The sequence below is a fragment of the Enhygromyxa salina genome (assembly GCF_002994615.1).
Lineage (GTDB): Bacteria > Myxococcota_A > Polyangia > Nannocystales > Nannocystaceae > Plesiocystis > Plesiocystis salina_A.
This window is the reverse complement of record NZ_PVNK01000234.1, coordinates 17780-29967: the sequence shown is the minus strand read 5'-3', so window position 1 is coordinate 29967 and position 12188 is coordinate 17780. Positions and strand designations below refer to the sequence as shown.

Genomic DNA, 12188 nt, shown 5'->3' with positions numbered 1-12188 from the left:
CAGAGGACCGACGAGCAGGCCAGCCCGAGCACGGGCCCGTATTTCGTCCTCCCAATCGGGGTCGGGATCACTGCATATTCGAGCCAGATGAATGGAACACGATCTACGCAGCCGCATACATTCGATGAGACAAAAACCGAGCGCCTGTGGTAGACGCCTGGGGATGCGTCGCACCGAGGAGACCAGCGCAGGGACGGTGACCTTGCTAATCGGTCCGGTGGGGGCGGGCAAGAGCACGCTGGGCCGCGAGCTCGCGGCGTGCAAGGCCGCGGTATTTCTGAATCTTGACCGCTGGATGGTCCGGCTCTACGGGGCGGACGCACGCCCGAGCGACGGCGTCATCGCGTGGTACCTCGAGCGCCGCGATCGTTGCCGCGCGGTGATGTTGGAGACCTCGATTGCGATGGCCCTGACCGGCACCGACGTCATCCTCGAGCTCGGTCTGGTAGGGGTCGCCGAGCGTCGCGCGGCCTATGAAGCGGTCCGCGGCGCCGACCTCGAGCTGACCGTTCGGCTGGTCGACGCCCCACGGGAGCTCCGGCGTGAGCGGGTGGCGAGGCGCACCGCCGAGGGGGGCGAGGGGATGCAGCAGATCCCGCCTGCGATGTTCGAGCTGGCCTCTGACGCATGGCAACCCGTCACCGACCTGGAGCGTGACGCGTGGGGCGTGATCGACAGCTGACTCGCGCTCATTGCGTGGCAGGGGCGTCGTCGACGGGCGCGCCGCCACGATCGAGTCCCCCATGTTCGGCGTCGACATCATGACCTGCCCACGTTGCGAGGACCCCATGCGACTCGTGTTCCGCGGGCGCCTGCTCGATCCCGCGTAGATCGCAGTCCGAGACCCTGACCATTCGCCTGGTCCCCTTCTCGTGACGCGGCCCGCAGCCAAGGTGTCCCATTTTGAAACTCGTCACAGTCCCATTTTGGGCCACCCTGGCTCCACTCAAAAACCACGCTAGCGTTCGCCCACCATGAGTGAAGCAACGACCTTCGAAGAGTTCGACCCCGGGCAATATCAAACCATCACGCGCCTGACCGCGCTCGGCCTCGCCTCGCTGGCCCGGGCCCTGATCACGGTCGCGCCGCCCGAGCCCAAGGCCCAGGTCAAGCGCGAGCTGTTGCTGGTCGGGACCGAGCTCGAGGCCTTCGAGCGGGCCCTCGCTGGCCGCCATCGTGGGGCCTCGCAGCGGCTGCTCGCCGAGGAGGTCGCCTTTGACCAGTTCGTCGACGGGCTCTGGATCAGCTTTGATGCGAGACTCAGGGCGTGGTCGGCCTATACCCGGCCCGGGATCGCGCCCCTGCTCAACGACGAGGCCAGCACCGTCGACTATGCCGAGCGGGCGAGGCAGGCCAAGCGCTCGCTCGAGCTCGTGGCCAAGGTCTTCGGGGCCGAGGGCCTGTCCTTCACCCGCAACAAGTTCGAGGACCAGGCCACCGCCATGGCCACGCTGCTGCAGGTCATCAGCGAAGATGAGCTCGGCGACGAGCTCGACAAGCTCGCGGGCGCGGGGCTGCTCGAGGCCCTCTACGACTGCCAGGAGCGCTACGAGGCCATGGTGACCGCCCGCTCGGCGCGCGAGCAGGGCCTGCTCGTCAACCTCCGCGAGCTCATGGCCGGCCTGCGGATGAAGATCCAGATGTATGTGATCGCCGTGATCAGCACCCTCGACCGCGATGAGCCCGAGTCGCTCGAGCGGGTCCAGGACGCGCTCCGACCGATCATCAGCTTCCGGGAGCGCGCTCGAGCGCGGGCCGCGAGTGCGGGGTCGAGCGAGGACGAGGACGAGCTCGAGCTCGACGCCCAGGCCGATCTCGAGGCCGAGGCCCAGGCCCAAGCCGATGCCCAGCCCGAGCCCGAGGTGGTCGTGCCCGCGGACGCGGAGTGAGCCCCAACCCGCGCGGGTGAGCGAAGAAGCTGAGCGCTCTGAGCCCGGCCCCGCGCGGGTGAGCCAAAATCTGACACCGATGAGGCCGACCCCGCGTCGCTGACTTGGAACCAAGACTGTCTTCAGTCGTGTGCGTACTTTCGAGCGCCCGACTGAAGACTTGTTTAATTTCCAGTCACCCGCGCGGGTTCGGCCTCATCGCGCTCAGATTTTCGCTCACCCGCGCGGGTTCGGCCTCATCGCGCTCAGATTTTCGCTCACCCGCGCGGGTTCAGCTTCTTCCCGCTCAGATTTTCGCTCACCCGCGCGGGTTCAGCCTCTTCGCGCTCAGATTTTCGCTCACCTACGCGGGTTCAGCTTCTTCGCGCTCAGATTTTCGCTCACCCGCGCGGGGTCAGGCTGAGATTTTTGAGATTCGCCGTCAACCGCGCAGGTCCAGGCTCAGATCTCTCAGATCCGCCGCCAGCTGCGCAGTCCCGACTCAGACCGCTGAGATTCGCCGCCGACCGCGCAGCCCAGGCTGAGATTTTTGAGTTTTGCCGTCAACCGCGCGGGTCCGAGCTCAGATCGCTCAGCCCGGTCTCACGCGCCGTAGGGCGGAGAGCTCCTCGCGTTCGACCGCGACGCGCTCGACGTGCGGCCAGCCTTCGCGCACGGATACGCTCGACCACCGACGCTTGCGTCGCGCGACCGCCCGCAGGGCGCCGGCGATCGAGGCACCGTCTCCGACGACCTCCATGCCCGGACCTGAGCCCCGAGCGAGCCCTCGCGTGGCTCACCTGAAAAACCGCCGGTCCCCATGGTTACGCAGGTGGGCGCGCAGCAGCATCCCGAGGCCGGCGTCGCAGATGCGGTGGATGAGGTTGCCGCGGTAGGTGTTGAGGGCCTCGGCGCTGGCGTCGAGATCCCAGTCGTGACGCGCGAGGGTGCTCAGCAGGTAGCCCCGGCGGATCTGCGCCTCGGACAGGCGGAAGGTCTTGAGGTAGGCCACCTCGCCCTCGGGCCCGTGGATCAGCTCGCCGATGTGGTTCTCCTCCTTGGTGCGAAACTCGGGCAAGAAGCGAAACAGCCGGTAGTTGCGGCCGAGGCGGTAGACCTCTTGAAGGTCGACCTCCTGCTCGAACAAGCCAACCGCGACCGCCGTAGCCGGGCGCCAGCGGGATGCTGGCCACCGGCGCGGCTCGGATCGAGTCGTGACCAAGGCGAGTCGAGCGTGACGCACCGAGGCGTGCTCGAACACGCAGATCGAGTCGGGGTCGCAGTCCGCGTCCTCGACTGGAAGCTGCCGGGGAGCGCGAACTACTCGTAGACCACGGCGCCGGTGTTGCTGGTGTCAAACCTGAGCTTGTATCCGCAATTCCCGGACACGTAGGGGTCCCAGCCCCCGCTCGAGTCGCTGGGGTCGGTCGACAGGCACCAGCCGTTCCCCCCGTCCTGTCCCCAGGTCTTGATCTTGTCGTAGTGGTCGGCCTCGCTGTACTCCCACAGCGTGACGTAGTCGATGAACATGGCGTCGCTTCCGTTGGTCTCGACGTAGACCCGGTCGGGCTGCTTCTCGCTCGAGAACTCCCAGGACGTGCCGTACTCGCACCACCTGGCATAGTCGACGACCCGCTCGCCGAGCTTCGTCGAGCCGTCGTACAGCGACACGGTGACGTCGTTGGAGGTCCCCTCGTTCTCGATCGTGCTCCGCCCACAGTCGAGCTTGACGGTGTAGACCCACTCGAGCGGCGACGTGATATAGGCGTTTTCGTTGTCGACATCGAACCGGAACGCCTCTTGGCAACCGGCGTTCGGATCGAGGTAGCTCGACCAACCGCTGGCGTCATTGGCGTCGGTCGAGAGGCACCAGCCATCGCCGCCGGTGACCCCATACTTGGAGATGGTGTTGCCCGTGCAAAACGAGCCGGAACAGACGTAGCTCAGCTTGAGCCAGTCGAGGAACAGCGCGTCGTCGGAGTAGGTCTGGATGATCACGTCGGTGATCCAGGCCTCGTCCCCCCAGCTGTCGAAGGACCAGCCAAGGGAGCTGGAGTCATCGTCGTCGACGCAGTCGTGTGCCTCGAGAGTCATGCTCGCCGATTGATAGAGGTAGTCCCCCGCCCAGAGCGTGACATGAAAGGGATCTTGCGATGCGCGCTCCGTCGAACTTCCGGGCCCGTTCATACAGCTGAGACTGAGATGATTCGGACCGTCCCCAGTCTCGGCGAGCGCTGGCTTGGGCATGAAGACTCCCGTGATGAGGGTGGCGATGGTGAAAGCAAGCTTGGTTGAACGCATGCCGAGCCCTTCAGCAAGATGAGTGCCATCGTAAAGTCGCTTGTTTGGTCGGCGCGCCGCTTCGTGAGCGACTGTCGGGGACCGTCGCAATCGTCAGCGACCGACGGCGACGGTTCAGCATCGCTCCCGATCTCCACCGCGCCCGCGGGGGCTGCGAGCCTTGGCCGTACGGCCGCCTCACGGACGGCATGCCTGGTTGCCCGCCGCTTCCGAGGGCTCCCAAAATCAAAAGCCCTCGCTGGGTCAGCGAGGGCTTGGGAGTCCGGCTTCAGGGGCCGAACGTTTCTCGGGTTTGGGGGCTAGGAGCCCGACCGCTTGATGATCTCGAACTCGATGCGGCGGTTGTACGCGCGCCCGGCCTTGGTGTCGTTGGTGTCGATCGGCTTGTCGGGGCCGTAGCCCGCGGTCGTCATCCGCGACTCTTTGATGCCGTGCTCGACCAGGTACTTCTTGACCGCCTCGGCCCGACGGCTCGAGAGGTCGAGGTTGTGGTCGCGGTCGCCCTTGCTGTCGGTGTGACCGCTGATCTTGATGCGGATCTCGGGGTTGTCCGAGAGCACCTTGACCGCCTTGTCGAGGATCTTGATCGACGACTTGCGGATCGTGTCCTTGTTGGTGTCGAAGGTGATGCCCTTGATCGCGCCCGTGAAGTCCTGGACCTCCTTGGGGACCTCGTCGGGGCAGCCGTCCTCGTCCTGGTAGCCGTTGCTGGTCTCGGGCTCGTCGGGGCAGCTGTCCTGCTCGTCCCACAGGCCGTCGCCGTCGCGGTCCGACTCGGGGCAGCCGTCCTCGTCCTGGTACTCGTTGAAGGTCTCGGCCTCGTCCGGGCAGGTGTCCTGGTCGTCCCACATGCCGTCGCCGTCGCGATCGGACTCGGGGCAGCCGTCCTCGTCCTGGTACTCGTTGAAGGTCTCGGCCTCGTCCGGGCAGGTGTCCTCGGAGTCGATGAAGCCGTCGCCGTCACGATCGCTGGGCGCGGGCTTGGGCTCGGGCCGGGGCTCGTCCTTCTTGGGCCGCAGCGTGAACGACAGCCCGAGCAGGATCTCGGGGCTGTGCGAGACGAACACGTTCTCGACGCCGCTCTTGTAGGACACGACGTCGCGGATATCGAGGCGCAGCATCAGGTACTGGTTGATGTAGAACTTCGCGCCGCCACCAAAGTGCAGGGCCGGGTCGATGTCCTTGCCGAGCGCCTCGCGCGGGCTCGAGACCCCGAGCCCGCCCGCGCCGACGAGCACGAAGGGCGTGATGCTCCACAGCCCGAGCTGGCCGACGAGGTGGCCGCGGACGGTGTACAGCAGCGCTCCGCGGTCCTCGTCGCGCAGGCTCGCGGGCATGACCCCGCCCTCGGCCTCGACGCCGAAGAAGCGCAGCGGGTAGTAGCCGACCCGGGCGCCGAGGTCCGGGGCGACGGCGCCGAGGGGCTTGAAGCCCTGCTCGGGCAGGCCGAGGTCGGGCATGAACAGCTCGTGGTTGGGCGTCGGCAGCAACACGCCGCCGTAGATGCCAACCTCGAGCATGTTGCGCTCGGGAGCCCAGCGCTTGATCCACGGCTTCTTGTCGCCGTCGGTCGATTGCGCGGGCTCGTCGGTCGCGGGCTCGTCGGCTGCGGCCTCGCCGTCGGCATCGGCCGACGCGTCGCCGTCGGCCTCGGCCGAGCCGTCATCGGCGTCGAGCGAGGCGTCAGCCCCGATCGAGACGCCAGCGCCGCCATCGTCCTCGGGCGGAGCCGCGAGCGCGAGGCTGGGGAGAGTGAGCGCGCAGAGGATGGAGATTCCGAAAGGTCGAAGAGTCATTGTTGTCACTCGAGAGTGGTCGTCGTCGTCACGCGTTAGAGGCAGCTCGACTGCCAGGGTCCGTTGCACGCGTTCTTCTGCGAGAAGTCGTAGGTCCCAAACTTTCCGCTGGGATAGCTATCATCCAGGACCACGAAGCTCGTGACCTCGGAGTTGTCGGACAGGTCCGTGATCGTGATCTCGGTCTGGGTCAGGTCGTAGAGGATCTCGACACCGTACTCGGTGCCCTCGACCCAGCCGGCGTCGTAGATGTCGTCGGGGCTCAGCAGCACCGTCTGGTTGGCCGTGTCGGTCTCGCAGGCGAAGTCGGCGTTTTCGAACGCGCCCACGGCGTCGAACTTGCGAACCGTCATGCCCGCCAGGCCTTCGCAGCCGAACCAGTTCTGGTAGGTCTTCTTCCACTGCAACATGTAGAACTGGTTCGTGTCCTGCCAGCCCCAGACGAAGCCGACGATGTCGTCGTCGTTGTCGTCGTCGGTCACGACCATGGTCCCGGTGATCCGGGTCTCCTGGTGGACGATCGGGCAGATGTACGCCGTCGGGTCGGAGTTCGAGGTCGTGCAGACCTGCTCCCCGTCAACTGAGACGCTGTGATCCGCGGGGGCGCCGAGGAAGCCGACGGCCTCACACTCGGCGTCTTGACCCCCGAGCACCCACGCCTTGTCGGTCAGGTGGACGGTGATCTCGTCCGAGTCCATGTTCATCGCGCCGTCGGTCGCGGTGACCGTGTAGGTCGTGATCTCGTCCGGGGTCGCGGTCGGGTTTTGGAGGCTCGGATCGTCGAGGGTCTCGACCGGCGTCCACGCGAACACGTAGTTGCCGTCGCCACCCGTCGCAACCGACATCAGCGGGGCCTCGAGGCCCTGCGAGGTGTCGACGCAGCCCGGGCTAGCGTCGACGCAGACGACCCGACCCTCGTCGGCGTCGTCGCAGTCGCGGCCCGGCGCGACGCCCTCGGGCGGGTCGGTGTCGCCCCAGCCGTCGTGGTCGGCGTCGAGCATGCACGCGTCGGGATCGTCGTTCTCGGCCGCGCCCGGGAACGCGTTGGCGTCGGTGTCGAGGCAGTCGGTGTTGTCCTCGACGTAGCCCTCAGGCGCCTCCTCGGCGGGCAGGACCACGCAGACCTCGGGGTTGCCGTAGCCGTCCATGTCGAGGTCCTCGCACCAGAGAACGCAGGCCTCCATGTTAAACACGGCGTCGTCGCAGTCGAGGCCGGGGATCGTCGAGCCGCTGCCGCTGGGCTCCGAGTCGCCCCAGCCGTCCATGTCGTCGTCCTCCATGCACGCGTCGGGCGGGTCTTCGTTCTCGGCCGCGCCCGGGAAGGCGTTGACGTTGTCGTCGTTGCAGTCGGAACCGGGCACCGCGTTGGGGTTGCTGGGCGTTTCGTCGCCCCAGCCGTCGTCGTCGGCGTCGGTCATGCACGCGTCGGCCGGATCGTCGAGCTCGGCCGCGCCCGGGAAGGTGTTGGCGTCCTCGTCATCACAGTCGGTCGCCATCGCCTCGGGCACCGAGCCGGCCGGGGGGTCCTCGCCAGCGGGGATCTCTTCGCACTCTTCGGGATCGCCGTAGCCGTCCATGTCGTCGTCGGTGCACCAGATGTCGCCGCCCGAAGTCTCAGCGCTCTCGCTCCCGGCCTCGGCGTCGTCGGCGTCGTCGGTCCCGGTCCCGGTCCCGTCGGTCGTGCCGGTCTCGTTGCCATCAGCACCATCTTGCTCGCAGACCGCACCAGGCTTGCCGCGGCCGTCGTCGAGGCAAGGATCACCGCAGCCGGTCGAGATCGTGGTTGCCAGGGTCAGGCCAAAGAGGCCAAGGGTTCGGAAGTTCGTTCGGTTCATGGTTGCTCCGCCAATGTCGGCGCCTGATCGGACGCCGGGCGCCCGAAACTCACCGACTCTCTGGCAAAAATCCACTTTTTTTTTCGACCTGGATGCAAGCTCAGTTCCCACTCGGAAATGAGTTTCACCGTTCGGTCGATTTCGCCCTCTAGCCCACCATTACCGCCAGATTAGCCCCGGTACCTGCGACTGTCCTTTCGGACTCGCGTTGGCCGCGGGCGAGGGGCTCGGACACGCGTGGGAGGAGCTCGGTCGCCACGTCCGAGCCACGATCCCGCACCGCGACTCAGCCTGCGGCTCGAGCACGCAGATGCCCGTGCGGAGCGGTGCTTCGTCCTCGACGAGGACGAGCGCTCGGCCCACTTCATGGAGCATGGCGAGCGCGCTCGGCCCGGCCACGCGCAAACCCCTGCCTAGTCAAATTTGGCGCTGTCTCACCGACCGAGCCCGCTCGACAAGGCCACAGCAAACTCGGACACTATCTGTTCACGGCTGCGCCATCGGTTTGCGCGAGGATACTCATGAATTTCCAACGACTCGTCTCTTTGACCCCCCTCGCCGCCCTGGCGCTGTGCTTCGCTTGCGAAAACCCGGACCCCGACCCCCTCGCCTCTGACGCGGAGACGGGCGCCGAGGGTGACAGCGACAGCGACGGCGACGGCGACGACGAGTCCGACACGGGCACGGACGAGGGCGTGGATCCCGACGACCCCGACGGCGACGGCCTGACCAACGCCGAAGAAGACGAGCTCGGCACCGATCCCAACAAGGCCGACAGCGACGACGACACCTACTGGGACAGCTGGGAGGTCACCGAGGGCACCGACCCCCTCGACTACGAGAGCCGGATCTACGTCGGCTTTTGGCCCTACAACCCCAACAAGGACGAGCTCGAGCAGGGCACCTGGGCGACGGCCAGCCACGCGCTCGGGAGCCAGTTTCCCCGCGCGAGCTTCCTCGACCAGCACGGCGACACCGTCGAGATCTACGACTTCGCCAACTTCACGGACAACCCGACCAACTCGCCCACCTTCTTCGTCATGGACGTCGCGGCCCAGTGGTGCGGGCCCTGCCACAACGCCGCCGACTGGATCTCCGGGGTCGACAGCCCGAGCACCGCCTCGCTGCAAGAGGCCTATCCCACGGTCCGCGAGAAGGTCCAGGAAGGCCGGGTGTTTTGGGTGACCTACATGGTCCAGGACGCCCAAGGCGACGCGCCGACCCTGGCCGACGCCGAGACCTGGGCGAGCATGCATCCCGACGACAAGATCCCGATCTTCGTCGACGACACCCAGCAGGTGCTCGATCGCTACGGCAGCGGGCAGTTCCCCTTCTTCTTCCTGGTCGACCCGGTCATGGCGATCGAGTTCTGGGCCTACGCGGGCGCCAACGCGGACCCCTTCTTCCCGCTCTCGCTGGTCGACGAGTATCTGTAGCCTGGCTCGGGCGGGTCGATCCGACCGTCTACACAGATCTAGCAGCCCGTGGCGACAGCGCGGACCGATGTGCCGTGGTCGAACGCCTGCTTGCAGCTCTGGTCGCCAAGCGGCCACTCGTCGGGTCGCTCGCGATCCTCGCAAACGCCTCTTCGATGAGCGACTCGTGCTCCTCGAGCTGTTCGAGTCCGAAATGTTCCAGGGTGAACCCCGTGAATGGCCAACGCTTCGGTCCCCGACCGCGGCCGGCTCCGCGAGCCATCACGGCTCCGTGATCCTGCTGAATGGTTTAGGGCGAGTACGAGCCGCAAGGCGAGCGTTTGGGGTGAGCGGAGGGGGCTTCGCCGCCGCAGCGAGGGGCCTTTTTTGATTAGAAGGCGAAGGGCAGGTCGAAGATCTGCGGGACTCCGGAGCCCGGCAGGATCCAGCGGCGAATCTTCTTGGCCGCGCACTTGGCCACGCCGTAGCCGACCGGGTCCTTGGCGACCTTGACCTTGGTCACCACGCCGTCTTGATCGACGCTGATCACGAAGTCGATCCTGCCCGCGAGGTCCGGCTTTCCGACCCTCGCGTCCTCGATGCACGTGAACAGCTCCGGCGCCTTCTTGGTCGCGGCCTGGCGCTGCGCTGGGGTCATCTTCGACTTCTTGATCAGAGGCTCCTCGGGCTTGGGCGGCTCGGCCGGCTTGGTCTCGCCACCGGCCGCGGGCGGCGTCGCGGCTTGGGCGGCCGGCTGAGCCTCGCCAGCGGGTGCGGATGCAGGCGGTGGCGCTCCGCCGGGCGCCGCGGGCGTCCCAGCTGCCGCCGCCGCGGGCGGCGCCCCTGCCGCCGTCGTCGCGGGCGGCGCCCCTGCCGCCGTCGTCGCGGGCGGCGCCCCTGCCGCCGGCCCCATCCCCGGCGGACCCGGCACCTTCTGGAACTCTCCGAAGGTCGTCAACGCATCGCCACCGCTCGCGGGGCTGGAGCTCCCGCCGCCCGAAGACCCACGCACGCCGCCCCCACGACCACCCCGGCGGCGCCCCGCGAGCCCGGGGGCGTCGGCGACCGGCGCGGGCGCCTGGCCGTAGGGCAAGCCCGTGTTGGGATCGAGCGCGGGCGCGGGCGCGGGCGCGGGCTGGGGCGGAGGCTGGGGAAGCGGCTGCTGCTGCTGGGCGACCTCCTGGGCGTTCGGGTCCGCGACGGCGGCGGCTTCTTGGTCCTTGTCGTTGTCGCCGAAGGCGATCCACAGCAGCGCAAACACAGCGACCGCCGAGACCCCCGCGAGCAACCACGTGTTGCGATCGACCCCGCCCACGCGGACCGGCATCGCAACCATCGAGTCGAACTCATCGTCGTCCTCGTCCTCGTCGAGCTCGTCCTCGTCCCAGTCGCGGGCCCGCGCGGCCCGAGCCCTGCGAGCCTCGGCGCGCCGCTTCTTGGCCCGCCGCTCCCGCTCCCGCTCCCGCTCGGCGAGGAGCTCGTCCTCGTCGTCGTCGTCGTCCTCGTCGTAGTCGACGACCTCGGCGTCGAGCGGGCCGTCATCGGCCACGACCGTCGCCGCGGCGACCTTGCGCTCGCGCGAGCGACGAGCCCGGGGCCTGGGCCCGCCTTCCTCGCCGCGCTCGTCCTCGCTCGGCGCCCCCGGCCCCGGGTACGCGCCCATGTTCGCCCCCATGTTCGCCCCCATCTGGGCCCCCATCTGGGCCCCCATCTGAGCGACGACCCGCGGGTCCATGGCGGCCGCCAGGCGCGGGTCGATCATCGCCCCGCCCGGCCAGCCCCAGGGCACGCGCGCGCCGGGATGCATGAGCTGCTGTGGCCCGAGGGCGACCAGCGCCGAGGCCGACGCCCGCCCGCTGCGCCGCATTGCGACCGCCGAGGTCCGGATCGCTTCACGGACCTTGGGCGCGTGCTCGAGCTCGCGGCGGAGGCTGTCGAGCTCCGAGGGCATCGGGATGCCGAGAGCTTCGAACTCGGCGATCTCGGCCGCGCGGGTCTCGGGGTCGATGTCGGCGGTGGTCGGCCCGGCGTCGCGCCAACGCTCGAACTCGAACGCGTCCTCGGCGGCCAGCAACAGAATGTCTCGCGCGGTGGCTTGCATGGTGCTCCTCGCTCAGTGCCCGCTCAAAACCCGAGCTTCCCGAGCTCGTAGCCCAGCATGGTTCGGAACGCCCGGAGCGCCCCGGCGAACTCGCCGTCGGTCCTGCGCGCGAGCATCGGCGAGGCGGTCTTGAGCATCCGCGCGGTCTCGTGACCGCTGCGGACGTCGAGCGACGCGCCCTCCTCGGCCAGCGCCAGCCAGGTGTGGGCGAGCTCGCGGACATCGGGGCTGTGGCTCTGGGTCAGCTTGTGCAGCGCCGCGCTCACGGCCTTGGCGAGGGCGTTGGGATCGGCCTGCGTGAGCCGCCGCAGCCCCGTCGGCGGCGCGCCCGGCTCGAGCTCGTCGCGGCGCAGCGCGACGAAGGTCATGATGTACGCGCGCAGCGAGCCGCGCAGCTCGAAGTCCGGGGCGCTGATGCGCTCGAGCATCCGCGCGCGCAGCGGGACGACGACCCCGTCGAGGCGCCCGCGAGCATCGGAGACGCCGGGGATGTCGAGCTCGCGCAGGGCCTCGCGGATCAGCTCCCCGAGGGCGTGGACCGCCGCTCGATCACCGACGCGGATGCTGGCGAGGAGCTGCTCGTCGCGGACCGAAGGCATGCGGTGCAAGTATAAGTGTCAAAAGTACCCAGGCCACCGTAGCGATTTGCAACGGCGGGCTCGGCCAAGATCGGAACAATGGTTGCGCTCGCGTCGGTGATCGAAAGGGCACGATGGGCGTCCGGGCGCAGGCGGGTCGAATCCGCAGCGCCTCGGTCGTGCCCAAGCTGTCGCCCAGCGCTTCGGAGCGGGGCCCCCCCCGCAAAGAGCAGAGCGCCAAAAGGCGGCAGGAGGTCCGAGTTCGGGGTATCGCCGTACGAAGAGCACCTCCGA

Annotated in this window: 9 protein-coding genes; 3 read left to right on the top strand and 6 right to left on the bottom strand. The window is 68.2% G+C overall.

Features of this window, described 5'->3' with window-relative positions; all coding sequences use genetic code 11:
- Positions 1-163 precede the first annotated feature (163 nt).
- Both ENSA5_RS27205 and ENSA5_RS27200 read left to right on the top strand, forming a co-directional pair.
- A complete protein-coding gene (locus tag ENSA5_RS27205) occupies positions 164-682 on the top strand; it encodes a P-loop nucleotide/nucleoside kinase family protein (RefSeq protein WP_181198190.1) in 519 nt (172 codons plus the stop codon).
- Positions 683-974: 292 nt separating this feature from the next.
- Positions 975-1889, top strand: a complete 915-nt coding sequence (locus tag ENSA5_RS27200; protein WP_106394607.1) for a hypothetical protein — start codon at positions 975-977, stop codon at positions 1887-1889.
- A gap of 775 nt (positions 1890-2664) precedes the next feature.
- Here the strand turns inward: ENSA5_RS27200 and ENSA5_RS27195 are convergent.
- From ENSA5_RS27195 to ENSA5_RS27180, 4 genes are all read right to left on the bottom strand, one after another.
- Positions 2665-3015 carry a hypothetical protein gene (locus ENSA5_RS27195; protein ID WP_106394606.1) on the bottom strand — a complete coding sequence of 117 codons (351 nt, stop codon included), beginning with the start codon at positions 3013-3015 and terminating at the stop codon, positions 2665-2667.
- Between the two features lie 173 nt (positions 3016-3188).
- On the bottom strand, positions 3189-3962 hold the full coding sequence (locus ENSA5_RS27190) for a hypothetical protein (RefSeq protein WP_106394605.1): 774 nt from the start codon (positions 3960-3962) through the stop codon (positions 3189-3191).
- A 506-nt stretch (positions 3963-4468) separates the two neighbouring features.
- Positions 4469-5965: an OmpA family protein gene (locus ENSA5_RS27185; protein WP_106394604.1), complete on the bottom strand. Its 1497-nt coding sequence runs from the start codon at positions 5963-5965 to the stop codon at positions 4469-4471.
- 35 nt (positions 5966-6000) lie between these two features.
- The gene (locus ENSA5_RS27180; RefSeq protein WP_106394603.1) at positions 6001-7800 is read right to left on the bottom strand and encodes a hypothetical protein; all 1800 of its coding nucleotides are present in this window, start codon (positions 7798-7800) and stop codon (positions 6001-6003) included.
- A 521-nt stretch (positions 7801-8321) separates the two neighbouring features.
- Between ENSA5_RS27180 and ENSA5_RS27175 the strand changes: the two genes are divergently transcribed.
- Entirely contained in the window at positions 8322-9236 is a 915-nt protein-coding gene (locus ENSA5_RS27175) for a TlpA family protein disulfide reductase (protein ID WP_146156171.1), read from the top strand.
- A gap of 370 nt (positions 9237-9606) precedes the next feature.
- Here the strand turns inward: ENSA5_RS27175 and ENSA5_RS38355 are convergent, their stop codons facing one another.
- Both ENSA5_RS38355 and ENSA5_RS27165 read right to left on the bottom strand, forming a co-directional pair.
- Positions 9607-11316: a hypothetical protein gene (locus tag ENSA5_RS38355; protein WP_181198189.1), complete on the bottom strand. Its 1710-nt coding sequence runs from the start codon at positions 11314-11316 to the stop codon at positions 9607-9609.
- 23 nt (positions 11317-11339) lie between these two features.
- Entirely contained in the window at positions 11340-11915 is a 576-nt protein-coding gene (locus ENSA5_RS27165; RefSeq protein ID WP_106394601.1) for a hypothetical protein, read from the bottom strand.
- Positions 11916-12188: the final 273 nt, after the last annotated feature.

Coding starts and splice junctions, on each gene's coding strand:
- ENSA5_RS27205 (WP_181198190.1), top strand. CDS start 164: ATGCGTCGCACCGAGGAGACCAGCGCAGGGACGGTGACCTTGCTAATC.
- ENSA5_RS27200 (WP_106394607.1), top strand. CDS start 975: ATGAGTGAAGCAACGACCTTCGAAGAGTTCGACCCCGGGCAATATCAA.
- ENSA5_RS27190 (WP_106394605.1), bottom strand. CDS start 3,962: ATGACTCTCGAGGCACACGACTGCGTCGACGACGATGACTCCAGCTCC.
- ENSA5_RS27185 (WP_106394604.1), bottom strand. CDS start 5,965: ATGACTCTTCGACCTTTCGGAATCTCCATCCTCTGCGCGCTCACTCTC.
- ENSA5_RS27180 (WP_106394603.1), bottom strand. CDS start 7,800: ATGAACCGAACGAACTTCCGAACCCTTGGCCTCTTTGGCCTGACCCTG.
- ENSA5_RS27175 (WP_146156171.1), top strand. CDS start 8,322: ATGAATTTCCAACGACTCGTCTCTTTGACCCCCCTCGCCGCCCTGGCG.
- ENSA5_RS38355 (WP_181198189.1), bottom strand. CDS start 11,316: ATGCAAGCCACCGCGCGAGACATTCTGTTGCTGGCCGCCGAGGACGCG.
- ENSA5_RS27165 (WP_106394601.1), bottom strand. CDS start 11,915: ATGCCTTCGGTCCGCGACGAGCAGCTCCTCGCCAGCATCCGCGTCGGT.